Origin of the sequence: Microbispora sp. ZYX-F-249 (assembly GCF_039649665.1) — a bacterium.
Classification (GTDB): domain Bacteria; phylum Actinomycetota; class Actinomycetes; order Streptosporangiales; family Streptosporangiaceae; genus Microbispora; species Microbispora maris.
Window position 1 is genome coordinate 155,447 of the sequence record NZ_JBDJAW010000006.1, and the last position, 25,397, is coordinate 180,843.

General features: G+C 71.9%; 24 protein-coding genes. 10 read left to right on the top strand and 14 right to left on the bottom strand.

Annotated elements, in window-relative coordinates; translation table 11 throughout:
* Positions 1–17: 17 nt before the first annotated feature.
* The 4 genes from sucD to AAH991_RS10320 all read right to left on the bottom strand — a co-directional run bounded on the left by sucD (position 18) and on the right by AAH991_RS10320 (position 3,165).
* Complete coding sequence (gene sucD / locus AAH991_RS10305) at positions 18–893, bottom strand: succinate--CoA ligase subunit alpha (RefSeq protein ID WP_346225539.1); 876 nt, start codon at positions 891–893, stop codon at positions 18–20.
* Entirely contained in the window at positions 893–2,074 is a 1,182-nt protein-coding gene (gene sucC / locus AAH991_RS10310) for an ADP-forming succinate--CoA ligase subunit beta (protein WP_346225540.1), read from the bottom strand. Before sucC ends, sucD begins: the two co-directional genes overlap by 1 nt.
* 157 nt (positions 2,075–2,231) lie before the next feature.
* A complete protein-coding gene (icmB, locus tag AAH991_RS10315) occupies positions 2,232–2,633 on the bottom strand; it encodes a coenzyme B12-dependent isobutyryl CoA mutase small subunit (RefSeq protein WP_346225541.1) in 402 nt (133 codons plus the stop codon).
* Between the two features lie 88 nt (positions 2,634–2,721).
* Complete coding sequence (locus tag AAH991_RS10320) at positions 2,722–3,165, bottom strand: MarR family transcriptional regulator (protein ID WP_346225542.1); 444 nt, start codon at positions 3,163–3,165, stop codon at positions 2,722–2,724.
* A gap of 173 nt (positions 3,166–3,338) precedes the next feature.
* On the opposite strand from AAH991_RS10320, the gene AAH991_RS10325 reads away from it, so the two are divergent.
* On the top strand, positions 3,339–4,241 hold the full coding sequence (locus AAH991_RS10325) for a hypothetical protein (RefSeq protein WP_346225543.1): 903 nt from the start codon (positions 3,339–3,341) through the stop codon (positions 4,239–4,241).
* A gap of 239 nt (positions 4,242–4,480) precedes the next feature.
* Here the strand turns inward: AAH991_RS10325 and pcrA are convergent, their stop codons facing one another.
* A complete protein-coding gene (pcrA, locus tag AAH991_RS10330; RefSeq protein WP_346225544.1) occupies positions 4,481–6,754 on the bottom strand; it encodes a DNA helicase PcrA in 2,274 nt (757 codons plus the stop codon).
* Between the two features lie 49 nt (positions 6,755–6,803).
* On the opposite strand from pcrA, the gene AAH991_RS10335 reads away from it, so the two are divergent.
* The 4 genes from AAH991_RS10335 to AAH991_RS10350 all read left to right on the top strand — a co-directional run bounded on the left by AAH991_RS10335 (position 6,804) and on the right by AAH991_RS10350 (position 10,059).
* Positions 6,804–7,538, top strand: coding sequence for a PIG-L deacetylase family protein (locus tag AAH991_RS10335; protein WP_346225545.1), 735 nt, complete (start codon positions 6,804–6,806; stop codon positions 7,536–7,538).
* A gap of 152 nt (positions 7,539–7,690) precedes the next feature.
* Positions 7,691–8,185 (top strand): hypothetical protein, encoded by a 495-nt coding sequence (locus AAH991_RS10340; protein ID WP_346225546.1) that lies wholly within the window; start codon positions 7,691–7,693, stop codon positions 8,183–8,185.
* Between the two features lie 9 nt (positions 8,186–8,194).
* Positions 8,195–9,385, top strand: a complete 1,191-nt coding sequence (locus tag AAH991_RS10345; RefSeq protein WP_346225547.1) for a sensor histidine kinase — start codon at positions 8,195–8,197, stop codon at positions 9,383–9,385.
* Positions 9,382–10,059, top strand: coding sequence for a response regulator transcription factor (locus AAH991_RS10350; protein ID WP_346225548.1), 678 nt, complete (start codon positions 9,382–9,384; stop codon positions 10,057–10,059). The genes AAH991_RS10345 and AAH991_RS10350 overlap by 4 nt, the downstream gene beginning before the upstream one ends.
* On the opposite strand, the gene AAH991_RS10355 is transcribed toward AAH991_RS10350, so the two are convergent.
* From AAH991_RS10355 to AAH991_RS10375, 5 genes are all read right to left on the bottom strand, one after another.
* Positions 10,023–10,823 (bottom strand): CPBP family glutamic-type intramembrane protease, encoded by an 801-nt coding sequence (locus tag AAH991_RS10355; protein WP_346225549.1) that lies wholly within the window; start codon positions 10,821–10,823, stop codon positions 10,023–10,025. The two genes, AAH991_RS10350 and AAH991_RS10355, sit on opposite strands and share 37 nt — an antisense overlap.
* Positions 10,824–10,874: 51 nt before the next feature.
* Entirely contained in the window at positions 10,875–11,564 is a 690-nt protein-coding gene (locus tag AAH991_RS10360; RefSeq protein WP_346225550.1) for a neutral zinc metallopeptidase, read from the bottom strand.
* A 71-nt stretch (positions 11,565–11,635) separates the two neighbouring features.
* Positions 11,636–13,096: a glutamate-cysteine ligase family protein gene (locus AAH991_RS10365; protein ID WP_346225551.1), complete on the bottom strand. Its 1,461-nt coding sequence runs from the start codon at positions 13,094–13,096 to the stop codon at positions 11,636–11,638.
* 43 nt (positions 13,097–13,139) lie between these two features.
* Positions 13,140–13,778, bottom strand: coding sequence for a response regulator (locus tag AAH991_RS10370; RefSeq protein ID WP_169985309.1), 639 nt, complete (start codon positions 13,776–13,778; stop codon positions 13,140–13,142).
* Positions 13,775–14,950, bottom strand: coding sequence for an ATP-binding protein (locus AAH991_RS10375; protein ID WP_428833969.1), 1,176 nt, complete (start codon positions 14,948–14,950; stop codon positions 13,775–13,777). Before AAH991_RS10375 ends, AAH991_RS10370 begins: the two co-directional genes overlap by 4 nt.
* A gap of 143 nt (positions 14,951–15,093) precedes the next feature.
* Here AAH991_RS10375 and AAH991_RS10380 point away from each other — a divergent pair, with 143 nt between their 5' ends.
* From AAH991_RS10380 to AAH991_RS10400, 5 genes are all read left to right on the top strand, one after another.
* Positions 15,094–17,067 carry a PspC domain-containing protein gene (locus AAH991_RS10380; RefSeq protein WP_346225553.1) on the top strand — a complete coding sequence of 658 codons (1,974 nt, stop codon included), beginning with the start codon at positions 15,094–15,096 and terminating at the stop codon, positions 17,065–17,067.
* Positions 17,057–17,263 carry a hypothetical protein gene (locus tag AAH991_RS10385; RefSeq protein ID WP_346225554.1) on the top strand — a complete coding sequence of 69 codons (207 nt, stop codon included), beginning with the start codon at positions 17,057–17,059 and terminating at the stop codon, positions 17,261–17,263. Before AAH991_RS10380 ends, AAH991_RS10385 begins: the two co-directional genes overlap by 11 nt.
* A gap of 117 nt (positions 17,264–17,380) precedes the next feature.
* Positions 17,381–17,917, top strand: coding sequence for a PadR family transcriptional regulator (locus AAH991_RS10390; protein WP_346225555.1), 537 nt, complete (start codon positions 17,381–17,383; stop codon positions 17,915–17,917).
* Positions 17,914–18,699, top strand: coding sequence for an ABC transporter ATP-binding protein (locus tag AAH991_RS10395; RefSeq protein ID WP_346225556.1), 786 nt, complete (start codon positions 17,914–17,916; stop codon positions 18,697–18,699). Before AAH991_RS10390 ends, AAH991_RS10395 begins: the two co-directional genes overlap by 4 nt.
* Positions 18,696–21,308: an FtsX-like permease family protein gene (locus AAH991_RS10400; protein WP_346225557.1), complete on the top strand. Its 2,613-nt coding sequence runs from the start codon at positions 18,696–18,698 to the stop codon at positions 21,306–21,308. Before AAH991_RS10395 ends, AAH991_RS10400 begins: the two co-directional genes overlap by 4 nt.
* 40 nt (positions 21,309–21,348) lie before the next feature.
* Here AAH991_RS10400 and AAH991_RS10405 read toward each other — a convergent pair whose 3' ends face one another.
* The 4 genes from AAH991_RS10405 to AAH991_RS10420 all read right to left on the bottom strand — a co-directional run bounded on the left by AAH991_RS10405 (position 21,349) and on the right by AAH991_RS10420 (position 25,358).
* The gene (locus AAH991_RS10405; protein WP_346225558.1) at positions 21,349–22,188 is read right to left on the bottom strand and encodes a sugar phosphate isomerase/epimerase family protein; all 840 of its coding nucleotides are present in this window, start codon (positions 22,186–22,188) and stop codon (positions 21,349–21,351) included.
* A 110-nt stretch (positions 22,189–22,298) separates the two neighbouring features.
* The gene (locus AAH991_RS10410) at positions 22,299–23,135 is read right to left on the bottom strand and encodes a carbohydrate ABC transporter permease (RefSeq protein WP_346225559.1); all 837 of its coding nucleotides are present in this window, start codon (positions 23,133–23,135) and stop codon (positions 22,299–22,301) included.
* A complete protein-coding gene (locus AAH991_RS10415; protein ID WP_346225560.1) occupies positions 23,129–24,007 on the bottom strand; it encodes a carbohydrate ABC transporter permease in 879 nt (292 codons plus the stop codon). Before AAH991_RS10415 ends, AAH991_RS10410 begins: the two co-directional genes overlap by 7 nt.
* A 25-nt stretch (positions 24,008–24,032) precedes the next feature.
* Positions 24,033–25,358, bottom strand: a complete 1,326-nt coding sequence (locus AAH991_RS10420; RefSeq protein WP_346225561.1) for an ABC transporter substrate-binding protein — start codon at positions 25,356–25,358, stop codon at positions 24,033–24,035.
* Positions 25,359–25,397 lie beyond the last annotated feature (39 nt).

The window sequence follows — 25,397 nt, forward strand, 5'->3', positions numbered from 1 at the left end:
GCCGGACGTGTGCGCGGTCAGCGGCTGGACATGATCTCGCGCATCAGGCGGGCGGTCTCGCTGGGCGTGCGGCCGACGCGGACGCCGACCTTCTCCAGGGCCTCCTTCTTGGCCTGGGCGGTGCCGGCGGAGCCGGACACGATCGCGCCGGCGTGGCCCATGGTCTTGCCCTCGGGCGCGGTGAACCCGGCCACGTAGGCGACGACCGGCTTGGTCACGTGCTCGTCGATGTAGGCCGCCGCGCGCTCCTCGGCGTCGCCGCCGATCTCGCCGATCATCACGATCGCGTCGGTCTCCGGGTCCTCCTGGAACGCCTGGAGGGCGTCGATGTGCGTCGTGCCGATGACCGGGTCGCCGCCGATGCCGACGCAGGTGGAGAAGCCGATGTCGCGCAGCTCGTACATGAGCTGGTAGGTCAGCGTGCCCGACTTCGACACCAGGCCGACGCGGCCCTTGGTGGTGATGTCGGCCGGAATGATGCCCGCGTTGGACACGCCGGGCGAGGCGATGCCGGGGCAGTTCGGGCCGATGATGCGGGTCTTGTTGCCCTTGGAGACGGCGTACGCCCAGAACTCGGTCGTGTCGTGGACCGGCACGCCCTCGGTGATGACCACGCACAGCGGGATCTCGGCGTCGATGGCCTCGCGGACGGCGGCCTTGGTGGCGGCCGGGGGCACGAAGACGACGGACACGTCGGCGCCCGTCTGCTCCATGGCCTCCTTGACCGTGCCGAAGACCGGCAGGCCCTCGTGCGTGATGCCGGCCTTGCGGGCGTTCACGCCGCCCACGACCTTGACGCCGGCGGCGAGCATGCGGCGGGTGTGCTTGGTGCCCTCACCACCGGTCATGCCCTGAACGATGATCTTGCTGTTCTCGGTGAGCCAGATAGCCATTACGCACCTACCGCGGCGAGCTGTGCGGCGCGCTTGGCCGCTTCGTCCATGGTGTCGACCAGCTCGACCCGCGGCAGCGCGGCGTCGGCCAGGATCTGCCGCCCGAGGGCGGCGTTGTTGCCGTCCAGGCGGACGACCAGCGGGTGGGTCACTTCCTCGCCCCGGCTCTGCAGGAGCTCGAAGGCCGAGACGATGCCGTTGGCGACCGCGTCGCAGGCGGTGATGCCGCCGAAGACGTTCACGAAGACCGACTTCACCGACGGGTCGGACAAGATGATCTCCAGGCCGTTCGCCATGACCTCGGCCGAGGCGCCGCCGCCGATGTCGAGGAAGTTGGCCGGCTTGGGCTGTCCGGGGAACTCCTCCCCCGCGTACGCCACGACGTCGAGCGTGGACATGACCAGGCCCGCGCCGTTGCCGATGATGCCGACGTTGCCGTCCAGCTTGACGTAGTTGAGGTGCTTCTCCTTGGCCCGGGCCTCCAGCGGGTCCTCCGCGGCCTTGTCGACGTACGCGACGTGCTCCGCCTGGCGGAAGTTCGCGTTGTCGTCGAGGGTGACCTTGCCGTCGAGCGCCTTCACCTGGCCGTCGGCCGACAGGATCATCGGGTTGACCTCGACGAGCGAGGCGTCCTCGTCGACGAAAACCGCCCAGAGCTTCTCGATCAGCTCGGCGGCGCCGTCCAGCGCCTGCTGCGGCAGGCCGCCGGCCACCGCGATCTCGCGGGCCTTGGCGCGGTCGACGCCCGTCAGCGGGCTGACCGGCACCTTCGCCACCTTCTCCGGCGCGGTGTGCGCGACCTCCTCGATGTCCATGCCGCCCGAGGCGGAGCAGATGGCGAGGAAGGTGCGGTTGGCGCGGTCGAGGAGGAAGGAGAAGTAGTACTCCTCCGCGATCTGGCTGGCCTCCTCGATCAGGACCTTGTGGACCGTGTGGCCCTTGATGTCCATGCCGAGGATCTGCGCCGCCTTCGCCTGCGCGTCGGCGGCGTCGTCGGCCACCTTCACGCCGCCGGCCTTGCCGCGCCCGCCGGTCTTGACCTGGGCCTTGACGACAACGCGTCCGGTGAGCTGCTCGGCAGCCGCCCGCGCCTCCTCCGCGGTGTGCGCGACGATTCCGCGCGGCACCGGGATGCCGTACTCCGCGAAGAGCTCCTTCGCCTGATGTTCGAACAGGTCCACGAGGGTCCGTCCCTTTTGATGTCCGAGGCCGGGCGCCGTCGTCCCGCCCGGCGTTTCCGCGCATGAAGCCTAGTCCCCGTGACGGCGTGACCACGTCATCGGGTCCCACTGGAGCCTTGCCAACAACCCTCAAGTACGGCAAGGTTGGGCAAAATGCCTAAACGGTGGCTGGAACCGCCGAACGGACCCATTCCACAATCTCCTGCGTCGTGGACCCGGGTGTGAAGATCCGCGCAACGCCCATCGTGGTCAGTTCCGGGATGTCGGCATCGGGAATGATTCCGCCGCCGAACACCACGATGTCCTCGGCCCCCTCCTCGCGCAGCACCTCGAAGAGCCGGGCGAACAGCGTCATGTGGGCGCCGGACAGGATGGACAGCCCGATGGCCGCCGCGTCCTCCTGGATCGCCGTACGGACGATCTGCTCCGGGGTCTGGTGCAGCCCCGTGTAGATGACTTCCATGCCCGCGTCGCGCAGCGCCCGCGCCACCACCTTCACCCCGCGGTCGTGCCCGTCGAGCCCCGGCTTCGCGACGACGACCCGAATCCTGCCTGCCATGAAGACCTCCCGCAGATGGTGCCCGCTGCCCGAAGCGTAACCGCCGCGCGCCGCCTCCCCGTGGAACGGCCCCCGTCTCCGGAGCCGGTCAGCCGCCTCCCGGACGCTCCCGGAGCAGCGCGCGCAGGCCGTCCACGAGCCCCTGCCTCTCCTGCGGGGTCATCGTGCGCACGGCCGCCGTGAGCGGGTCGTCGCGGCCGGCGTCGTCGCGGCCCTCGCCGCCGGCGGCGGCACGCCCCGCCTCGGTGACCCGCACGTAGACGCGCCGCCGGTCACGCTGGTCGCGCGTCCGCGCGACCAGCCCCCGGGTCTCGACGCGGTCGAGGAGTTCGGTGGTCGCGGCCCGCGACAGGCGCAGCCGCCCCGCCAGGTCGCCCACGGTGAGCGGCCCGTACGACACCAGGTGACGCAGGACCGACACCATCCGGGCGGTCAGGTCACGGCCCGGAAGCAGGCGACCGGACGTGCGCAGACGCCGGTGGACGGCGGGGTAGAGCCGGGATATCTCCTCGACCGCCGTGTTCTCCTCCATGGTGTCCTTTCGCTACGAACATTTCGCGGCGAAATAATAATCAGCCCGCATACCGGCCCACTAGCTGAAAACTCACAGGAAATGTGGATTTTCGTAACTCTTTTGTGATCACGAGCCGCGAAGATTTCCGGGCTGCCCTCTCGATCTTGAGGGCACTTACGGGAGGAATCACTTTGAAGCGAGCAATCATGGCGCTGGCGTGCGCCGCGACGGCCGCCCTCGTGGCGCCCGCCGTCGCCGCCCCCGCGCAGGCTCAGACCTCGGCGCAGGCGCCGACCCCCGCCGCAGACCCGGTCGCGGCGCTCCGCAAGCAGTTCGTCGCCGGACACGGCGTGCGGTACGTCTCCACGAGCACGATGAGCGTCCTCGGCATCCCGGCCATCAAGGTCACCTCGAACGGCGGCTACGCCTTCGGCCGGTCCGGCATCGCCGCGGCCGACAGCACGCAGAAGGTCAAGTACAGCGACCTGCTGAAGGACGAGGACGAGGACCTGAAGGGCGCGGAGGACCCCGTCCGCACGGTCGTCATCGGCAGGACCGCCTACTACTCCGGCGGCATCTACGCGGACCTGCTCCCGGAGGGCAAGACCTGGCTGCGGGTGCCCGGTGTGCGGCTGGACCCCACGCTGAGCGGGGGCGGGTACTTCAACGCCGCGGACTGGCGCAGCCTCAAGACGGTCCTCGCGACCACCAAGGCCAAGGGGCCGGGCGGCAGCGTCAACGGCGCGAAGACCACGCTCTACCGCGGCACCATCACCCTGGGGCAGCTGATGAAGGTCAGCCCGGGCCTGAAGTACGGCCTCGCCGGCCTGGGGACCAACCCCTCCAAGACCGTGGTGTCCTGGAAGCTGTGGGTCGGCTCCGACCAGCTCGTCCGCCGCGTCTCGGCCACCGCCGACCTGAAGGCGAAGACCGAGGGCAAGTCCGTCACCTTCACCCTGTCCGACGTCACCACGTTCGCCGGTTGGGGCAAGAAGGTCACGGTCAAGGCGCCGCCGAGGAGCCAGGTGGCCAACCTGAGCGACCTCGACAGCGAGCTGCCGGACACGCAGGGCCCGGTCATCCTGCCCAACTGATCCGCACGATCGGGCACGGGTGACCGCCGCGCGGACCGACCCCCGCGAGGCGAAGGTCAGAGGCGGCCGGTCCCGGGTGATGACACAGTGATCACACCCGGGGCCGGCCGTTCCGTTTCCGCCCCGCCGCCCACGTCTTCCGGGCGGCGACCGCCGGCGACGCGTCCACCGGTCAGGCGGCGACCGCCGGGGACTCCGGCAGCGCCCGCGGCGAGCGCGGAAAACAGGTCAGCGCATGATCAGAGCTTGTCGATCGGGGCGTAGGCGAGCAGCAGGGTCTTCTCGCCCTCGCTACCGAAATCGATCTTCACGCGCGTCTTCTCGGCCTGGCCGTCCACCGCCACCACCGTGCCGAGCCCGAAGGTGTCGTGGGTGACCCGGTCGCCCGGCGACAGGTTCGGCACCTGCCGGCCGCCGGTCTTCTGCGCGGGAGCCGTACGGGCGGCCGGGCGGGAGGTCGCGGCGGACCAGGCGGTCTTGCCCGGGTCGCCGCGCCAGTCGACCAGGTCGCCCGGCACCTCCGACAGGAAGCGCGAGGCGGGGTTGAACGACGGCGCGCCCCACGCCGAGCGGACCGCGGACCTCGACAGGTAGAGCCGCTGCTTGGCCCGGGTGATGCCGACGTACGCCAGCCTGCGCTCCTCCTCCAGCTCCTTCGGGTCGTTCAGCGAGCGCATGTGCGGGAAGACCCCGTCCTCCATGCCCGTGAGGAACACCACGGGGAACTCCAGGCCCTTGGCGGTGTGCAGGGTCATCAGCGTGACCACCCCGCCGTGGTCGTCGCCGTCGGGGATCTGGTCGGCGTCGGCGACCAGCGAGACCTGCTCCAGGAAGTCGACGAGCGTGCCCTCCGGGTTGGCCTCCTCGAACTCGGCGGCCACCGAGATCAGCTCGTTGAGGTTCTCCAGCCGGCTCTCGTCCTGCGGGTCGCCCGAGGTCTCCAGCTCCGTCCGGTAGCCGGTGGCGCTCAGCACCTCCTCCGCCAGGTCCGACAGCGGAAGCTCCTTGGCGCGCAGCTCGTCCAGCAGGGTGACGAAGTCGCGGATCGCGTTGAGCGAGCGGGTGGCCACCCCCGGCGCCTCGTCGGCCCGGCGCAGCGCCTCCCAGAAGCCGATGCGCTCGCGGTTGGCGAACGCCTCCACCATCGCCTCGGCGCGGTCGCCGATGCCGCGCTTGGGCACGTTGAGGATGCGCCGCAGCGACACCGTGTCGTTCGGGTTGGCCAGGACCCGCAGGTAGGCGAGCAGGTCCTTGACCTCCTTGCGCTCGTAGAACCGCACCCCGCCCACGACCTTGTACGGCAGGCCGGTGCGGATGAAGATCTCCTCGAACACCCGGGACGCGGCGTTGGTGCGGTAGAAGATCGCCACGTCGCCGGGGGTGACCCCGTGGTCGTCGCTCAGCCGGTCGACCTCCTGCGCGACGAACATGGCCTCGTCGTGCTCGTTGTCGGCGACGTATCCGATGATCTTCGGCCCCGCGCCCTGGTCGGACCACAGGTTCTTCGGCTTGCGGCCCTCGTTGCGGGAGATGACCGAGTTGGCGGCGTTCAGGATCGTCTGCGTGGAGCGGTAGTTCTGCTCCAGCAGGATCGTCCGCGCGTCCGGGTAGTCGCGCTCGAACTCCAGGATGTTGCGGATCGTCGCACCGCGGAAGGCGTAGATCGACTGATCGGCGTCGCCGACGACCACCAGCTCCGAGGGCTCGACGCCCTCCCGCACCACGTCGCCGTCGGCGGTGCGCACCTCGGGCCGCCCGACCAGCTCGCGGATCAGCATGTACTGCGCGTGGTTGGTGTCCTGGTACTCGTCGACCATCACGTGCCGGAACCGCCGCCGGTAGTGCTCGGCCACCTCGGGGAAGAGCTGGAACAGCGTGACCGTCAGCATGATCAGGTCGTCGAAGTCCATCGCGCCGGCCTCGGTGAGCCGCCGCTGGTAGGTGCGGTACGCCTCCGCGAGCGTGCGCTCCAGATGGGTCGAGGCCCGGTCGGCCGCCGTCTCGTAGTCGATCAGCTCGTTCTTGAAGTTGCTGACCTGCGCGGAGAAGGAGCGCGGCGGGTAGCGCTTGGGGTCGAGGTCGAGCTCGCGGCACACCATCGCCATGAGCCGCTGGGAGTCGGCCTGGTCGTAGATCGAGAAGCTGGAGGTGAAGCCCAGCCGCTTCGCCTCGCGCCGCAGGATCCGCACGCAGGCGCTGTGGAACGTCATGACCCACATGGCCCTGGACCGCGGCCCGACGAGCTTGTCGACCCGCTCCTTCATCTCGCGGGCGGCCTTGTTGGTGAAGGTGATCGCGAGGATCTCCCCCGGCTGGACGCCGCGCTCCGCCAGCAGGTACGCGACGCGGTGCGTCAGCACCCTGGTCTTCCCGGAGCCGGCCCCGGCGACGATCAGCAGCGGACTGCCCTGGTGGGTGACGGCGTCCCGCTGCTGCGGGTTGAGGCCGTCGAGCAATGGATGAGTGGCGGCTCGGGTGGACACCCTCCTTAGGTTATGGCCGCGCACCGACATCCGGGGCCCACTCGCCCGGCAAGTCACGTTTAAGGTGATGTGCCACACCATGAGGAGGCTGCTCGTGCTGGACGAGGCGGAAATCAAGAAGGTCCTGGTGGTCGTCGCGCACCCCGACGACATCGACTTCGGTGGCGCGGGAACGGTCGCCAGACTGACCGACTCCGGCGCGGAGGTCGTGTACTGCCTGGTCACGGATGGCGACGCGGGCGGATTCGACCGGGCGGTGGACAACGGCGGCATGGCGGCGCTGCGCCGCGCCGAGCAGACCGCCGCGGCCAAGTGCGTGGGCGTCGGCGACCTGCGCTTCCTGGGCTACCAGGACGGCACGGTCGAGCAGACGCTCGGTCTGCGGCGGGACATCACCCGGGTGATCCGCCAGGTGCGGCCCGACCTGGTCGTCACCTCGAGCCCCGACCGGAACTACGAACGGCTCGGCCCCAGCCATCCCGACCACCGCGCGGTCGGCGGCGCCACCCTCGACGCGGTCTACCCCGACGCGCGCAACCCGTACGCCTTCCCCGAACTGCTGGCCGACGAGGGGCTCGAGGCCTGGACCGTCCGCGAGGTGTGGCTCACCGGCGGGATGACCGTCAACCACTACGTCGACGTCACCTCCACCGTGGACCGCAAAATCGCGGCGCTGCGCGCGCACGAGAGCCAGACCGCGCACATCCCCGACCTCGACGGCATGGTCAAGGGCTGGCTCGCCGGCCACGCCGCCGCCGCGGGCCTCCCCGAGGGCTCGTACGCGGAGGCGTTCCAGCGGGTCGTCACCGCCTGAACACCCTCACCCCGGCGCCCCGCGTCCACCCGGGGGTGGAGATCGGCCGCTTTTCCGGTCCTGCCCGCCCTGCTCTCCACCCCCGCTTTCCACCCCCGCTTTCCACCCTGGCGCCGATCCGCTCCGCGGCCGCTCTTCCTACCGTCTTACGCATGCAGACAGCCCAGATCATCGTCATCGCCCTCGCCGCGGTCGCCCTCGTGATCTATCGGCAGATGACGCCGCGCCCCGCCGCCAGGCGCGCCGGCCTGATCATCGCCGCGGCCATGGTCCTGGCCGGGCTCGCCGCCGACGGGGACAAGCTCATCGACCCCCTCCACCCGGTGCTCGCCGTCGCCCTGCTCGCCGCGGGGCTCCTCGTGGCCGCGGGTCTCGGCGCGCTGCGGGCGGCGACCACCCGCGTCTGGCTCGACCAGCACGGCGTGGCGTGGTCGCAGGGCACCGTCATGACGCTGCTCGCGTGGGTGGGTTCCATCGCCGTCCGGGTCGCGATGATCTTCCTGACCGCCGTCCTCGGCGTGGCCTCGTCCCAGGGCTCCGTGCTCCTGTTCATCGGGGTGACCCTCGGCGTGCAGTTCCTCATGGTCGCCCGCCGGGCGAGCGCCCTGCCCGGCACCGCCGTCCCCGGTCTCCAGGCGGCCCGCTAACGTCGGGACGTGCTCAGACGTGACCGCTCACACCCTCCCGGCCACCCGGACGGGAGCCGGGGAGGCTCGGAGGCCCACCGCAGGAACGCGATCGCCGGCGGGTGCCTGCTGGCGGCGGTCACCGCGATGCTGATCGGCGGGCAGGCGACCACCGCGCCGGGATTCGGCCCGACGGGCGAGCGGCTCGCCGTCACCGTGCTGACCGCCGCCATCGCCGTCGTCCTGGCCACGATGATCGTGCTCCGGCTGTGGCCGGCCGTGCTCCCGCGCCGCCGGGACACGGGTCGCGTGCAGGCCGTTCTTCTCGGCCTCGTCATCGTGCCGGCCCTCGTCCTCGACGCGATCTCGAAGGGTGGCAGCCCGGCCGTCGCCGTGGTCATGTTCGCGACCGGAGCGGCGGCTGTGCGGCATCCGCTCAGCCGGTCGCTGCCGATCCTGCTGCTCGCCCTGGCGGGGCTCGGGGCGGTCACCATGGGCGTCATGTCACCCGTGGCTCCCGCCGGACCGGCCGATCGCGGCGTCAGCCTGGGCGTGTCGCTCTGCGTGGTCTTCACGGTCGCCTACGCGATCAGGCAGCGCAGGGCCGCGACCGCCGCGCAGGCGGGCGAGGCCGTGCTGGCCGAACGCGCCAGGATCGCCAGGGAGATCCACGACATCCTCGCGCACTCCCTGTCCGCGCAGATCGTGCATCTGGAGGGCGCCCGGCTGCTGCTGCGAGCCGAGCGGTCCGAGGAGGCGCTCGACCGGGTCGAACGCGCCCGCGAGCTGGCCAAGAACGGCCTGGAGGAGGCCCGCAGGGCCGTCGCGGCGCTACGGGACGACGCCCCGCCGCTCCCCGCCGCGCTGGACGCGCTCGCGGAGGAGTTCCGGGAGGCCACGGGCAGGGAGTGCACGCTCGACATCCGTGGCCCGCGACGCCGCCTGCCCCCGGAGATCGAGCTCGCGATGATCCGTACCGCGCAGGAGGCCGTCACCAACGTGCGGCGGCACGCGCCCGGCTCCCCCGCCGCCGTACGGCTGGACTTCCGCGGCGGAGAGTGCGAGCTGGAGGTGGTCAACCCCCCGAGTGACACTCCGGGAACGCCGGGTGGAGGATACGGTCTCGTGGGCATGCGCGAACGGGCCGAGCTTCTCGGGGGCACCCTGGAGGCCGGCGAGGTGGAGGACGGTTTCCGGGTCAGGCTGCGGGTGCCGGCGTGACCGCCCGCGTGCTGGTGGTGGACGACCAGGCCGTCGTCCGCGACGGGCTCGTGCTGCTGCTCGGCCTGCTGCCGGAGATAGCGGTGGTGGGGTCGGCGGCCGACGGCGAGGCCGCGCTCCGCCTGGTCGCGGACGAACGGCCCGACGTGGTGCTCATGGACCTGCGCATGCCCCGCATGGACGGTGTGGAGGCCACCCGCAGGATCCGGGCCGGCTTCCCGGACACCCAGGTCGTGGTGCTCACGACGTACACCGACGACGAGTCGGTCTTCGCCGCGCTGCGGGCCGGGGCGCGCGGCTTCCTCACCAAGAGCGCGGACGCCGAGGAGATCGCCCGCGCCGTCACCACGGTGATGAACGGCGACGCCCAGCTCGACCCCGGCGTGCAGCGCCGTCTCCTGAACACCGTCACCGCCCCGCCCCCGGAACCGCCCGGACCGGCCGCCGCACCGGCTCCCCCGCCGCCGGACGGGCTGACGCCGCGCGAGGCGGAGGTTCTGCGGCTCATCGCCCGTGGCCTGTCGAACGCCGAGATCGCCGCCGGTCTGTTCATCAGCGAGGCCACGGTCAAGACGCACATCAACAACCTCTTCGCCAAGGCCCGTCTCCGGGACCGGGCCCAGGCGGTCGCGTACGCCTACCGGACCGGCCTGGCCGACCCCCGCGAGGGCTGATCGAGCCGGCGGGCCACCCGGGCGGCGGCGTAGCCGAGGGAGTTCGTCGCGAGGTGGAGCAGCGCGGGCGCGAGCAGCCCGGCGCGGTGGCGCAGCCCGTGGAACACGAGCCCGGCGAGCGCGGTGGACACCACCGTCCCCGCCACCAGCCGTCCCGTCTCCGCCCGGCCGTCCCGCCGCCCGTCCGCCGGGCCGGGTTCCGAAGAGGCCCCGGGTGCCGGGCCGGACCCCGAAGAGGCCCCGTCCGGGGCCTCCCCGGTGGCCAGGCGGCCGAGGGCGGGATTGGCCCGGGCCATGTCCATCGCGGGCAGCACGTGCCACAGCCCGAACAGCGCGGCCGAGGCGGCGACCGCCGTGCCGGCCGGGAGCGAGCGGCCGAGCACGGCGGGCAGCACCCCGCGGAAGCCCGCCTCCTCCAGCAGCACGGTCCCGAACGGCACCTGCACCAGGGCCTCCTCCAGCACCCGGCGGCGCGACAGCGCCAGCGCGCGCTCGTCCCGGAACAGCGCGCGGGTGCCGGGCAGCGCCACGCCGGCCGCGTAGACGGCGGCGACGCCCGCGGCGAGCGCGCCCCCGGTCACGGCGCCCGCGCGGGCGTCCCGGAAGCCCAGCTCGTGCCAGGCCAGCCCCTCGCGCCGGGCCAGCGCCAGCAGCGCCCCCGTCGCGACCGCCGAGGTCACCGGCGCCCACCGCCTGGCGACCCGGTTGTTGAGCACGTTCGCCGCCGCGAGCACCCCGAGACATCCCACCAGCGCAGGCTTCACCCGTCCTCCGTCCCCACCCTCGACGCCCCCGTCAGCATGCCGTACGACGCCTCAGCAGGTCCCCACACCCTCGTTGTAGCCGTGGGCGAAGTACTGCTGGCGCAGCTCGGGCGATCCGTGGGCGTCCGGCGCCCACCAGACGTCGGTGGGGTCGCCCGCCGCCCGGATGTTGGTGAGCAGTTCCTCCTCGTCGCCCTGCTCCGCGCTCAGCGCCCCCACGCGGATCAGGCCGCTCAGCGAGGCGCCCGCGTAGCAGTCGGCCTGAAGCTCCCGCTCCACGTTGAAGCGGAAGTCCTCGACGAGCTGGGCCTGCACGGCGTGCCCCAGTTCGTGCGGGATAACGACGTAGACCGCCCCGTCGCCCATCCGGTCGTACATCGCCTCCAGCCAGGCCGCGTCGTAGGCGATGAAGTGGCCGTACGGGCAGTAGAAGGCGTTCTCGGGCACGGCCGGCTGACCACCGCAGTCGGGCCCGCCGCTCCCCCGGTAGGCGACGAAGCGGGTGATCGGGCGGTACGTCTCCCCGCTCTCCTGGAATCGGCGCGACCAGAACCACTCGGTGAGGCAGCGGGCGAGCTTCACGTCGCCGGGGAAGTCGTCGCCGACGCCGTCGCAGGGCGTCCTTCCCCCGGACGCCGCGCCCCCCGGCTGCGCCCGGTCGGGCGGGGCGCCGGTGAGCGTGCCGCAGGAGGCGACCAGGGTCACTGCGAGCAGGAAGGCGGCGAGTACTCGGCGGGTCATTTCCGTCTGAATACCCATTTAGACGACGAAAATTTGCGCCGTCGCCGATGCCGGTCACAGATACGGGGACTTCACATACCCCAGGTATGGACGGGCTCGTTGGTGTGCATGTGCTGCAGGTAGCGCAGGGTCATGCGGCGCAGCGCCTCGTGGTCCCCGCCGAACGCGCGGGCCGTCCTGACCTGCCAGTCCGCCCCCGTACGGCCGGTCACGCAGCGCCGCTCGATGATGCCGAGCAGCCGGTCGCGCTGGACCGGGTCGACCTCCCACAGGTCGAGCCCGTGGTAGGCCATCGGCAGCAGCCTGCGCAGGATCAGCTCGGCGGCGGGCACCTCCCCCAGGCCCGGCCAGTAGAGGCGGGCGTCGAGGCCGTACCTCGCGGCGTTGCGGAGGTTGTCCTCCGCGGCGGCGAAGGACATGCGCGTCCACACGGGCCGCTCGGCCGAGGGAAGCACCCGCATGAGCCCGTAGTAGAAGGCGGCGTTGGCCGCGATGTCGACCACCGTCGGCCCGGCCGGCAGCACCCGGTTCTCCACCCGCAGGTGCGGGACGCCGTCCGATACGTCGTAGACGGGCCGGTTCCAGCGGTAGACGGTGCCGTTGTGCAGCCGCAGTTCGTGCAGCTCGGGCACCCCGCCCTCGTCCAGCACCTGCCTCGGGTCCTCCTCCTCGCAGAGGGGCAGGAGCGCGGGGAAGTAGCGGACGTTCTCCTCGAACAGATCGAAGACCGACGTGATCCACCGTTCCCCGAACCACACGCGCGGCCGCACGCCCTGGGCCTTCAGCTCCTCGGGCCGGGTGTCGGTGGCCTGCTCGAACAGGCTGATCCTGGTCTCGCGCCACAGCTCCTTGCCGAACAGGTACGGCGAGTTGGCCGCCACCGCGACCTGCGGACCCGCGATGACCTGGGCCGCGTTCCAGTGGTCGGGGAACGTCTCGGGGCTGACCTGCAGGTGGAGCTGGACGCTCGTGCACGCCGCCTCGGGGGTGATGCTGTCGGCGTAGGTGTCGAGCCGGTCGACCCCCTCGATCATGAGGTGCAGGTCCTCGCCCCGGGCGGCGAAGATCTGCTCGTTGAGCAGCTTGTAGCGGGGGTTGGCCGACAGCGTCCCCTCACTGACGTCGGTCTCGCGCAGCGTCGGCAGGATGCCCACCAGCATGAGCTGCCCGCCGACCCGCGCCGCCCGCTCCTGCGCCCGGTTGAGGCGCCGCCGTACGGACTCCTCCAGCAGGCGGCTGCCCTCGCCGGACAGCACCTGCGGCGGAATGTTGATCTCGACGTTGAACTGCCCCAGCTCCGTCGCCCAGTCGGGCTCCGCGATGGCGGCCAGGACCTCGGCGTTCTTCATCGCCGGCTCGCCCCGGGAGTCGACCAGGTTCAGCTCGATCTCCAGGCCCATCTGGGGCCGGTCGAACCCGAACCGCGACTCCCGCAGCATCTCGTCCAGGACGTCCAGCGACAGCTTCACCTTGTCCCGGTAGCGACGGCGGTCCTCCCGGGTGAAGGAGACGGAGGGTACGTCACGGCCCATTCATCGAGCGTCGCACGCCGGAGGGCGATCGCACCAGACGGGTTCAGACCAGACGTCGTGCGGTGGCCCAGCGCGACAGCTCGTGGCGGTTGGACAGCTGCAGCTTGCGCAGCACGCTCGACACGTGCGTCTCGACGGTCTTCACCGAGATGAACAGCTCCTTGGCGATCTCCTTGTAGGCGTAGCCCCGGGCGATCAGCCGCAGCACCTCACGCTCCCGCTGGGTGAGCGAGTCGAGCTCCGGGTCGATGGGCGGGGCCTCCGTCGAGGCGAACGCGTCGAGGACGAAGCCGGCCAGTCGCGGCGAGAACACCGCGTCGCCCTCGGACACGCGGATGATCGCGTCGGTGAGCTCGGTGCCGCTGATCGTCTTGGTCACGTACCCACGGGCGCCGCCCCGGATGACCCCGATCACGTCCTCGGCCGCGTCCGACACCGACAGGGCGAGGAAACGCACCTGGGAGCCCGAGCCGAGCACGCGCCGCAGCACCTCCTGGCCGCCGCCGCCCGGCATGTGCACGTCGAGCAGCACCACGTCGGGCTCCAGCTCGGCGATCGCCTTCACGGCCGACTCCACGTCCTCGGCCTCACCGATCACCTGGATCGAGGGCCCGAGCTCGGCCCGTACGCCGGAGCGGAACAGCCGGTGGTCGTCGACGATGAGCACGCGTACGGTCTTCATTTTTCCCTCTTCATGGTCAGCATGACCTCGGTTCCGTCGCCGGGCTCGGTCCTGACCCGGGCGCTTCCCCCGTTGCGCTCCATCCTGCCGATGATCGACTGGCGGATGCCCATCCGGTCCCCGGGGACGTCGTCGAGCACGAAGCCCTTGCCCCGGTCCCGGACGAACACCGTCACCTCGTCGGGCTCGACCTCGGCGTAGACGGAGACGGTCGGAGCCCCACTGTATTTGCACGCGTTGACCATCGCCTGCCGGGCGGCGTGCAGCAGGGCCACCAGGCCCTCGTCCAGCTCGCAGTCGCCCACGCAGACCACCTCGATCTGCACGCCGTGGGCGTCCTCCTCCTCGGCCGCGACCCGGCGCACGGCCGCGGCGAGGGTGGCGTCGGCGTCCTGCTTGGGCTGGTACAGCCAGTTGCGCAGCTCGCGCTCTTGCGACCGGGCGAGCCGGGCGACCTCCCGCGCGTCGTGGGCGTTGCGCTGGATCAGAGTGAGCGTGTGCAGCACCGAGTCGTGGACGTGGGCGGCCACCTCGGCCCGCTCCTCCTGCCTGATGCGCTCGGTGCGCTCGCGCTGGAGCTCCTTGACCAGCGAGGCCAGCCAGGGCGCGGCGATCATCAGCATGCCGCCGACGACGACCGCGGTGAACACGAGCCCTGTCCTGGCCTTGGCCAGCTCGCCGCTCGCGGCCAGGAAGCCGATCGCACCCACGACGACGAGCAGCGCCCCGATGCCGGTGCGCACCCAGGTCGTGCTGACCTGCTTGACCGCGCCCGACATCCAGCGCTGCCGCCGTCCCGGGTCGGCCTGCTGCCACAGGATCAGCGCGCCGATGCCGCCGACCGCGATCGGCCACATGCCGAACCCGCCGCTGGAGGCGCCCGTCAGCCAGGCGAAGCTCGCCAGGGCCAGCCAGAGCACTCCGTACGCGGCGAGCTGGCCCCAGTCGCGGGTCGGCTCGCGGCCCTTCACCTCCTCCTTGGGGGTGAACATCCACAGCGCGGCGTACGCCACGAGGCCCAGCCCGTCGACGACGGTGAGCAGCACGAACGCGAGACGCAGCACGACGGGGTCGAGTCGCAGCTGGGCGGCGGCGCCCTGCGCGACGCCCGCGACCACCCGGCCGGGAAGGGGCCGGACCATCCGGGGGTACGCCGCTGGGGCGTTAGGCATCTCAGACATCTCGGGAAGCATCGTCACACGTCACCGGCCATGAGCGCATCAGGGCATGCCCTGACGCCGTCCCTGAGGGGTCGGGGACGAGTCAGGGGTTCCCCCGATGGCAGGGGTATGGCGGGCGACGCCAGGATGGGACCATGACCGAGGCACCATCGACCCCCGCTTCCGACCCCGCCGGCCCGCCCGAGCCCGAGAAGGTGCTGAGCCGCTCCCGGGACGGTCGCATGATCACGGGCGTCTGCGCGGGCCTCGGCAGGTTCACGGGCATGGACCCCGTGCTCTTCCGGGTCGGTTTCGCGGTGCTGGTCCTCGCCTCCGGCACCGGCGTCCTGCTGTACATCGCGGCGTTCCTGCTGATGCGCCAGCCGGACGGCGGCCCCGGCCACCTGGAGCAGTGGACCCGGCGGCTGTTCGACGCCGAGACCGTGCTCGCGCTGCTCGCCGCGGTCTTCGCGTTCGGCCTGATCATCAACGTCGCATCCGGGGGGATCAACCGCGGCACGATCGTGGTCGGCACGCTGCTGGCCATCGTGCTGATGGCCGCCCACGCGCGCGGCGTCGACCTGCTGACCATGGCCAAGTCGATGCCCGACCGGGCCACCGGACGGCGCGGCATGACCCGCGCCGCCCCGCACGTCGCGCCGTTCGCGCCCTTCACTCCGCCGCCCGCGCGGGAGCCGTACGGGGCCGGCGTGCCCGGGGCGGGAGCGCCGATGCCGGAGACGCCCGCGCCGGCACGGCCCGGCGCCGCCGGGCAGACGCCCGCGCCGGACGCCGCGGAGCCCGGCCAGGCCGCCCCCGCCGCGGCCGCGGACGACACGGCGATCCACGACCCGATCGTCCGGGACCCGGTGGACCCCGCTGTGCAGGACCCCGCTGTGCAGGACCCCGCTGTGCCGGACAGCACTGTGCAGGACAGCACTGTGCAGGACCCAGCGACGCAGGACACGACCGTGCTGAAGGCGGCCGTGGACGACACGCTCGTCCAGGATGCCGTCCCCGAGGACGCGGCGGGGCGTGCCGACGGCGACCCGCCGACCCGGCCCTTCCAATCCGTCGCCCGCCTGGCCGCGGAGCCCGCGCCCGGCCCGATCGCCCCCGGTGCGGAGGTTCCCGGTGCGGACGTTCCCGGTGCGGACGTTCCCGGCCAGGCAGCCCAGGACCGCGACGGGGCGCCGGCCGGATGGGCGCCCGGAGCATCGGGACCCTCCGCCTCCGCACCTGCGGCCGGGGGCGGCTACCGGCGGCTGTCCGACCTGGCCCGCGAGGCTCGGGAGGGCACGTACGGCCCCGGCGGCGCCCGGAACGTCCGGCACGGTGCCCGGGGACACGGTGCCGGGGGCCACGGTGCCGGGGGCCACGGGTACGGATCGGGAGAGCCCTTCGCCCCGCACGGCCCCTACACGATGCGGGAGCCGCACCAGCCCTACGGCTCGCCCTACGCGCCGGGCCCCTACATGCCGTCGACGCCGCCGCCGCGGCCGCCGAAGCCCAGGCGTCCCCGGTCGTTCATCGGCGGCCTCACCATCTGCCTCGCCCTGATCGTTGGAGGGATCTTGGTCACCATGGAGCGGACCGGCTCAGGCACGGTCGGCCTACCGGTCGTCGGCGGGGCGGTCCTCGTCACGATCGGGGCGGGCCTGCTGGTGGCGACGTGGTTCGGCCGGGGCGCGGGGCTTGTCGCCGCCGGGACGATCGTGGCCCTCGTACTGGTGGGGAGCTCGACCATGAACGGCATCCCCCGCAAGATCGGCAGCTTCGTCTGGCACCCCGTCGGCGCCGTCCAGTCGCCCGGCACGTACGAGCTGGGGATCGGCGAGGGCAAGCTCGACCTCAGCGACGTCACGCTCAAGCCGGGCGGCCGGGTCAGGTTCGACGCCTCGGTGTCGCTGGGACAGCTGACGGTGATCGTCCCGACGTCCGCCCGCGTCGAGGTGCACGGCATGGCCAAGCTGGGCGAGGTGAAGATCGACCACAAGGTCGAGGACGGCACCGACGTGCGGTTCGACCGCATCCTGGAGCCGGAGACGCCCGTCGAGGGCGACGCGCCCACGATCGAGCTGCACGTCAAGGCCGGACTCGGCGACGTGGAGGTGCGCCGTGCCGCGTGAGCCCCGGCCCGAGCGCCCGCGCCGGGTGCACCGTACGGACTGGATGTCCCTGCTGTGCGGCCTGCTGTTCATCGGAATGGGCATCCGCTATCTGACCGGGCCCGACCCCGACGCGGTGGTCATGGCGCCTATCCTCGTCGGAGGGCTGGGCTTCGCGGCCTTCGTCGCCATCCTCGCCAAGGTCATCCGCCGCTGATCCGCTGATTCGCTGATCTCGCTTCCGGCCGGTGCCGCGTCCGCGCGGTGCCGGCCGTTCGTCGTTTCCCGGCGATCCGGCTGACAGAAGCATACTGAGTATGCATACTGAGTATTCATGTCAGTACGACACGGCCTGCTCGCCCTGCTGACCCGGGGCCCGCGCTACGGCTACCAGCTCAGGGCCGAATTCGAGGCGTCCACGGCGACGACCTGGCCGCTGAACATCGGGCAGGTCTACACGACGCTGTCCCGCCTCGAACGCGACGGTTTGGTGGCCCGCGACGACCAGGGCGACCGGGACGAGCAGGGCCGGGTCCGGTACGCCATCACCCCCGAAGGCCGCGACGAGCTCGGCCGGTGGTTCGCCAGACCCGTCGCCCGGGCCGACCGGCCCCGCGACGAGCTCGTCATCAAGCTCGCGATGGCCGTCACCGCGCCCGGCGTGGACGTGGCGGCGGTCATCCGGGCCCAGCGGTCCGCGACGATGCGGGCCCTGCAGGAGCTCACCCGCGCCAAGCGGAGCCTCGACACCTCCGCCGAGGCCGCACAACGCCTGGTCGTCGACTCGATGATCTTCCATGCCGAGGCCGAGCAGCGCTGGCTCGACCACTGCGAAGCCGTCCTCGCCCGTCCCTCCGAGGAGAATCCGTGACCGAGAACCGCTCTCCGGACCGGTTACCCGAACCGGACGGCCACCCGGTCGTCCGCCTGACCGGTGTCGTACGTGTCCACGGCGAGGGGGCCGGGGCCGTCCACGCGCTGCGGGGCGTCAGCCTGGACGTCCACTCCGGCGAGCTGGTCGCGGTCATGGGTCCGTCCGGGTCAGGCAAGTCCACCCTGCTCAACCTCGCGGGCGGGCTCGACCGCCTGATGGAAGGGTCCGTGCTCCTCGAAGGCCGCGAACTGCGCACGCTGTCACCCAAGCGGCTGGCTGAGCTGCGCCGCCGGAGCGCCGGCTACGTCTTCCAGGACCTCAACCTCATCCCGTCGCTGACGGTCGCCGAGAACGTCGCGCTGCCGCGCGAGCTGGACGGCGTCCGTGCCGGTACGGCGAGGCGGGAAGCCCTGGAGGTGCTGGAGGAGATCGGCCTCGCGGACCTGGGCGACCGGTTCCCCGACGACCTGTCGGGCGGGCAGCGGCAGCGGGCCGCCATCGCCCGGGCGCTCGTCGGCGAGCGCCGCCTGCTCCTCGCGGACGAGCCGACCGGCGCCCTCGACACCCGGACCGGCGACGAGATCGTCCAGGTGCTCCGGCAGCGCGCCGACGCGGGGGCCGCCGTGCTGCTTGTCACGCACGAGCCCCGCTACGCGGCCTGGGCCGACCGCGTCGTCTTCCTCAAGGACGGGCGGATCATCGATTCGTCCGGCACGGACGACGTGGACGGCACGGACGGCACAGACGCGGGCGGCTTGGGCGCGGTGAGCGCTCGATGAGGGGCCTGCGCGCGGCGCTGCGGATCTCCCGCCGCAACGCCCTGCGGTCGAAGTGGCGCAGCGCGCTGATCCTCGCGATGATCGGGCTTCCGGTCGCCCTCGCCGTCTTCGCGCTGACCGCCCTCTTCGCTTCGGCGGGAACCGACCGCCAGCACTACCCGATCGGACAGGCCGACGCGGTGGTGACCGGCGCCCACGGGTGGGCGGGCCTCACCCAGGACGCCTGGGGCAACGGCATCTCCGCACAGCCCGACGACGTGCCGTTCACGCAGGACGAGGTCACGGCGCTGCTCGCGCCCGGCAGCCGGGTCATCCCGGTGGCGCGGGGGAGGTTCCGCTACCTGACCCCGCAGGGATACGAAACGGGAGAGATCCGCCAGGTCGATCTCCGCGATCCGATGTCCCGGGGCACCTTCCGGCTGACCGAGGGCAGGCTGCCCACCGCTCCCGGCGAGGCGGTGGTGTCCGCCGAGCGGCTGAACAGGGACGACGCTCCGGCCGTGACTCCGGGAGTGACGCTCCTCGTAGGCGAGGAACGCCGTCCGGTGCGGGTCGTCGGTGTGGCCCTGTTCACCTTGGCGGCAGTCGAGCCCACGCTCGCGACGTTCCCCGGCAGCCTGCCGGCCGACGCCTTCGGGCCGGTCGACTCCGAGCTGATGTCACGCGCCTGGCTCGTGGACTCTCCACGGCCGGTGACGTGGGCGGACGTGCGGCGGCTGAACGCGCAGGGCCTCGTGGTCGTCAGCCGGGCCGTCATCGACGGGCTCCCGGCGGACGAGCCGCACTCGCGTGTGTCCGACCTCGTGCGGGCGGTGCCGTGGGTCGCGATCATGCTGCTGGAGGTCGTCCTGCTGGCCGGGCCGGCCTTCGCCGTCGGGCGGCTGCGCAGGTCGCGCGAGTTCGCGCTGGTCGCCGTTCAGGGCGGCTCCCCCGCACACCTGCGGACGATCGCGCTCGCCGACGGCCTGCTGTTCGGCGTCGTCGCCTCCGCGCTCGGCGCGGCGCTGGGCGTCGTCGCGGCCCGGCTCGCGACGCCGCTGCTGGAGTGGCTGGCCGGAGTCCTGCTGGGTCCACGCCACGTCCCCTGGGCCGAGGTCGCGATGATCGCGGTGCTGGGCGTCGTCGCGGGGCTGCTGGCCGCGCTCGCCCCGGCCGTCGCGGCGAGCCGTGCGAACCCCATCGCCGTGCTGTCGGGCCGGCTCGAGCGGGGCCGTGAGCGGACGGGCCGTCCGCTGCTCGGAATCGTGCTCGTCGTCGCGGGTACGACGGCGACCATCGCGAGCGCGGGTCACGACATCGCCTGGACCGCGACATCGGCCCTGGTCACCCAGCTCGGCCTGGTCGCCCTGGTGCCGGTGTTCCTCGCGGCGGTGGCCCGGCGCGCCGCCCGGCTTCCCCTGCCGCTCCGCTTCGCCGCCAGGGACGCCGTACGCAACAGGGGCCGTACGGCACCCGCCGTCGCGGCGGTGATGACCGCGGTCGTGGCGCTGACGGCGGTGGGCGTGACATGGCAGAGCCGGCTCGCGCAGAGGCCGGCGTACGCGCAGGGCTACCCCCAGGCTCCCACCGGAGCGCTGTGGATCGCCGGACCGGACCTCACTCCCGGGCTGTGGAATCGGGTCCGCTCCGCCGTGCGCGAGGAACTGCCCACCGGTGTGCCGCTGGTGGAGGCACGGGTGCTCGCGACGAGGTCAGGCACCCCGGTGTACGCCTCAGTGCCGGACGACGATCCGGACGTGAACAGGGTGGAGTGGTCGAGTCCGACCAGAGCCGGCGACCTGCTGGTGGGGAACGAGGACCTGCTCCGCTACGTGCTGCGGCGCGACGACCCCGGGGCGGTGGCGGCGCTCCGCGAGGGGAAGGCCGTCGTGCTCAACCCGGCCGTCGTCCGGCAGGGACAGCTGCGCATCAGCGTGGGACACCAGTCCGGCGAATCCCCGGCGCTCACGCTGCCCGCCGTCGGCGTGCGGGCCACCGGGCAGGGCTGGGCCCGCGCGGTCGTCGCGCCCGAGGTGGCCGCGAAGAACGGGTACGCCACCGCGACCGCCATGCTCGTGGTGGATCCCGCGGACTTCCGCGTCCCCAAGGCGACGGCGGACCGGATCGTCGAGAAGGTGGAGCGCATCACCGGTAAGGCGGCCGCGCGGCTCGAAGTGCCGGAGGCTCCCGACGACACGATGCTCCTGCTCGTGCTGGGCATCGCCGCGGCCGTGCTCGTGCTGGGGATGACGTTCGTCGCGACCGCGCTGGCCGCCGTCGAGGCCCGGCCCGACCTGGAAACCATGTCGGCCGTGGGGGCGGCCCCCCGCGTGAAACGCGCGGTCGTCGCCGGGCAGGCCCTGGTGATCGCGCTGCTGGGCTCGGTCACGGGCGTGGTCGCCGGTTTCGCTCCGGGCATCGCCGTGGCCCGGCAGTCCGTCTCCCACCCGGCGATGTTCCTGCGTCCCGACGGCATGCTGACGACCACGCCGATGGCCGACGCCTCCGTGATCGCGATTCCGTGGCCGCTCGTCGGCCTGCTCCTCGTGGCGCTTCCCCTGCTGGCCGCGCTCGGCGGTGCCGCGTTCACGCGGTCGCGCCTGCCGCTCCCCCGGCGCAGGGTGACCTGACCCCGCGCCGGGGCCGGCCCGCCGTGCTCGCGCGCCGTGCTCAGCCGTCGGCCGGGCCCGAGGCGGCCCGTACGGCGGACAGGCAGCGTTCCACGACGGGCCGGGGGGCGAAGGCGTAGGTGCCGTCGCCGAACAGCTCGAAGGTCATGAACCCGTCGTATCCGCGCCGGGAGAAGGCGGCGAGGTAGTCGGCCAGGGGCAGTTCCCCTTCGCCCCACGCCAGGTGCCCGGCCGGGCGGCCGTCGATCAGGTGCACGTGGCGGACGCGGTCGCCGAGCACGTCGAAGTAGTCGTCCACGCTCTCGCCCGCGACCGCCATGCCGACCGTGTCGAGCACGGCGGCGAGGTTCGGCGCGGCGACCTCGTCCAGCATCCGCGCGAGCGCCCGCGAATCGTTGAGGAGGTTCGACTCGACCCGCTGCAGGGGTTCGAGCACGCACGTCACCCCGAGGGCCGCGGCGTGCGCGGCGATCTCGCCGAGCGCGTCGGCGGAGCGGCGCCACCCCGCCTCCGGCGGCTCGTCCTCATACCCCCGGCCGGGCGTCAGCAGCAGGAGCTCGGCGCCGAGCTCCGCGCACAGCTCGGCCGCCCGGCGGAACATCGCGATGCTGGAGGCGCGCAGCCGGGTGTCGGGCGAGGCGATGTTGACCGGATACATCACCTGCTCCGGGGTGAGGCAGCGCACCCGCAGGCCGCGGGAGGCGGCCCGGCGGCGTACGGCACGGGCCTCGGCGTCGCTCACCTGCGGCACGTGGAAGTGGGGGGCGATGCCCCACAGCTCCACCTCCTCGCGGCCGAGGCCGGCCGCGTCGTCCAGGAACCGGTCGAACGGCAGGTGCTGGTAGGAGAAGTTCGATCCGGTGATCCGGGGGAAGGACATCGGCGCTCCCGTCGTACGCGAAGGCTCTGCTGTCATTTTCCGACCCCGTCCGCCGTGCTCACTTGCCGACTCCGTCGGCCATGCTCACTTGCCGACTCCGTCGGCCATGCTCACTTGCCGACTCCGTCGGCGAGGCCCCTGACGATGTACCGCTGGCCGAAGAAGAACAGCAGCACCACCGGGACGGCGGCGATCGTCATGCCGGCGAACACGACGGGGAACTCGGTGCCGTGTTTGCTCATCAGGCTCATCAGGCCGACGGGAAGAGTCTGCACGCCCGCGCCGCTGGTGAACACCATGGCGAACAGGTACTCGTTCCAGGCGAACAGGATGTGCAGCAGGACCGTCGAGACGATGATCGGCTTGCACATCGGGAGGGTGATCCGCCAGAACGCCGTCCAGCGCCCGCAGCCGTCCATCTCCGCCGCCTCGTCCACCTCGCGCGGCAGGTCCAGCATGTACGCCCGGATGAGGAACGTGGTGAAGGGCACCCGGAACGCCGTGTACAGGATCAGCAGCGCCCAGAAGCTGTTGTACAGGCCCATGGACTGGAACATCTTCACCAGCGGCACCAGCGCCACGCTCGGGGCGAGCATCAGCCCGCCGAGGATCACCCCGGTGACCACCTTGCCGAACGGGATGTCCACCCGGGCGAGGCCGTACGCCGCCCACGCGCTGACGAACACGGTCGCGACGGTCGACGTGACCGTGACCAGGACGCTGGTGGTGAGGTAGTTGCTCACCCCGCGGTTCCATGCCTTCTGGTAGCTGTCGAAGCCCCAGTGGGAGGGCAGCGCGAAGGGGTTCCCGAAGATCTCCGCGTTGGTCTTGAAACCGTTGAGCAGCATCCACAGCAGCGGATAGATCACCACCACCGCGAGACAGAGCAGGAACGCCCACAGGAGCAGCCGGGCGATCACCCCGAGGAAGCCGAGACGCGTCACCACTCCACCCTTCTCCTGCGCGCGACCCACAGTTGCGCGACGGCGATGGCGAGCGTGACCACGAAGATGACCGTCGCGATCGCGGCCGCGTAGCCGAAGTCGTTGCGGACGAAGCCGCTGCGGTACAGCCAGGTGCCCAGCACCTGGGTGGAGTTGTTCGGCCCGCCGCTGGTCATCACCATGACCTCGTTGAACACCTGGAACGCCCCCGAGATCGTGAGCATGATCAGCACGCCGGTCATCTCGCGGACCAGGGGGACGGTCACGTGGAAGAAGCGGCGGATCGGGCCGGTGCCGTCCAGCGCCGCGGCCTGGTAGATCTCGCGGGGGATGCGCTGGATGGCGACGGCGAACAGCAGGGTCGAGTAGCCGAAGCCCTGCCACTGGCTCATCGCCATGACCGCCGGCATGGCCGTGCCCTCCTCGCCCAGCCACGCGTGCCGGAGCCCGTCGAGGCCGACCGCCTCCAGCAGGTGGTTGAGCAGCCCGAGGTTGGGCTCGTAGATGAAGTAGAAGAGCAGGCCGGCGACGGTCAGCGAGATCGCGCAGGGAATGAAGTAGATCGCCCGCAGGGCGCGCTGCCACCGCTCGCTGCGCACGCCCTCGATGAGCGCGGCCAGCACGAGCGAGCCGAACACCTGGAAGACGATCGACACCACCGCGAACAGCACGTTGTTGCGCAGCGAGGTCCAGAAGACCGGATCGTCGACGAGCTTGGCGTAGTTGCCGAGCCCGACGTACTCCTGACTCCCGCTGAAGATGTCCCACTTGAGCGTGCTGAACCCGAAGTTCTCCACCAGCGGGAAGTACACGAACACCCCGACCAGCGCGAGGGCGGGGACCACCCACGCGAGCCCGGCGGCCCGTCTGCTCATGGCGCGCACCGGCCTGCCCTCCCGGCTACTTCGCCGCGGCCGAGGCCTGGCGCACGCTCTCGAGCACCTGCTCGGGTGTCTTGCTCCCGGTGATCAGCGCCTCGCCGCCGGACAGCCACGCGTCGGCGACCTCGGGGACGGTGACCGTGTCGAGCCACGCGGCCAGCTTCGGCGCCTTGTTGACCAGCTCGATGCCCTCGTAGACCGCCTTGCTGGAGGTCTCGGGCGTGACCGCGCCGATGACCGTGCTGGGCTGGCCGTACGGCGGCGCCGAGAGCGTCTGGGCGTTCTTCGTGCTCGTGACGAACTTCATGAAGTCGACGGCGAGCGGGATGCGCGGCGACGCGGCGTTGATGAGATATCCCTCGGGAGACCCCTCGACGATGGTCGCGTCGCCGGCCGCGCCCTGCGGCGCCGGAAGCTGGAAGATGCCGAAGTCGCCGACGGGGAGCTTGCCCTCGGCGGTCTCGTTGTCGAACTCCAGGATCTCCTGGTAGTACATCGCGGACTTGCCGTCGGCGAACGCCTCCTGCGCCGAGGAGTACAGCACGCCGTTGGTGCCGGTTTTGGTGTCGGTGCAGGTGTCGACGAGGGTCTTGAAGCGCGTGAGGGCCTTCACGTAGCCGGGGTCGTCGAGCTTGGCCGTCGCAGGCTTGAGGTCGGCCTCGAAGGTGGCCGTCGGCACGTCGTACGCGAAGAGCTGCTGCATGTAGTGGAGGGCCGGCCAGCCGTCCTTGTTGCCGAAGGAGATCGGCTCGTACCCGGCCTTGCGCAGCGCCGTGCAGCTGTCGATCAGCTCCTCGAACGTCTTGGGCACCTCGACCCCGGCCTTGGCGAACGCGGCCTTGTTGTAGCCCATGAACTTGCCGTTGCCGTACAGCGGGATCCCGTAGTACTTCCCGTCGTAGGCGAAGGCCGACAGCGCCCCCTCGCTGAAGGTCTTGCCCCACTCCGTGCCGGGCCCGATCACCTTGGTCAGGTCCGCCGCGCGGCCGCCGCGGACGAAGTTCTCCGCCCAGGTGCCGGTCCACGTGAAGTAGACGTCCGGCAGGGCGTTCGACGCCGTCAGCGTCTTGGTCTTGTCCTTGATGCTCTGGTCGGTCTCCTGGATGAGCTCGACCTTCACCCCGGGATGGAGCTTCTCGTACTCCGCGGCCAGGTCCTCGAAGTACGGCTCGAGGGGCTCACCGGCGAACTTCGTGAGGATGCTCAACGTGCCCGAGTAGTCGGGGCTGGCGGCGGCGTCTGCCGCGGGAGCCTTGTCCGCCTGGCCGCCGCCGGTGCATCCGGCCAGGGCGAGCACCGACGTTCCGGCGAGGGCCGCGAACGTCGTCAGTGCGCGAGGGCGCATGGGCTTCCTTTCTCTCTCAGGGGGGAGGAGGGACCGCCG

Bases quoted from the DNA above. Each gene is read 5' to 3' on its own strand.
- AAH991_RS10320 (WP_346225542.1), bottom strand. From the start codon at position 3,165: ATGGAGGAGAACACGGCGGTCGAGGAGATATCCCGGCTCTACCCCGCC.
- sucD (WP_346225539.1), bottom strand. From the start codon at position 893: ATGGCTATCTGGCTCACCGAGAACAGCAAGATCATCGTTCAGGGCATG.
- AAH991_RS10340 (WP_346225546.1), top strand. From the start codon at position 7,691: ATGCAGACAGCCCAGATCATCGTCATCGCCCTCGCCGCGGTCGCCCTC.
- AAH991_RS10390 (WP_346225555.1), top strand. From the start codon at position 17,381: ATGTCAGTACGACACGGCCTGCTCGCCCTGCTGACCCGGGGCCCGCGC.
- AAH991_RS10415 (WP_346225560.1), bottom strand. From the start codon at position 24,007: ATGAGCAGACGGGCCGCCGGGCTCGCGTGGGTGGTCCCCGCCCTCGCG.
- AAH991_RS10400 (WP_346225557.1), top strand. From the start codon at position 18,696: ATGAGGGGCCTGCGCGCGGCGCTGCGGATCTCCCGCCGCAACGCCCTG.
- AAH991_RS10380 (WP_346225553.1), top strand. From the start codon at position 15,094: ATGACCGAGGCACCATCGACCCCCGCTTCCGACCCCGCCGGCCCGCCC.
- AAH991_RS10405 (WP_346225558.1), bottom strand. From the start codon at position 22,188: ATGTCCTTCCCCCGGATCACCGGATCGAACTTCTCCTACCAGCACCTG.
- AAH991_RS10370 (WP_169985309.1), bottom strand. From the start codon at position 13,778: ATGAAGACCGTACGCGTGCTCATCGTCGACGACCACCGGCTGTTCCGC.
- AAH991_RS10375 (WP_428833969.1), bottom strand. From the start codon at position 14,950: ATGCCTAACGCCCCAGCGGCGTACCCCCGGATGGTCCGGCCCCTTCCC.
- AAH991_RS10365 (WP_346225551.1), bottom strand. From the start codon at position 13,096: ATGGGCCGTGACGTACCCTCCGTCTCCTTCACCCGGGAGGACCGCCGT.
- icmB (WP_346225541.1), bottom strand. From the start codon at position 2,633: ATGGCAGGCAGGATTCGGGTCGTCGTCGCGAAGCCGGGGCTCGACGGG.
- AAH991_RS10335 (WP_346225545.1), top strand. From the start codon at position 6,804: ATGAGGAGGCTGCTCGTGCTGGACGAGGCGGAAATCAAGAAGGTCCTG.
- pcrA (WP_346225544.1), bottom strand. From the start codon at position 6,754: ATGTCGGTGCGCGGCCATAACCTAAGGAGGGTGTCCACCCGAGCCGCC.
- AAH991_RS10360 (WP_346225550.1), bottom strand. From the start codon at position 11,564: ATGACCCGCCGAGTACTCGCCGCCTTCCTGCTCGCAGTGACCCTGGTC.
- AAH991_RS10420 (WP_346225561.1), bottom strand. From the start codon at position 25,358: ATGCGCCCTCGCGCACTGACGACGTTCGCGGCCCTCGCCGGAACGTCG.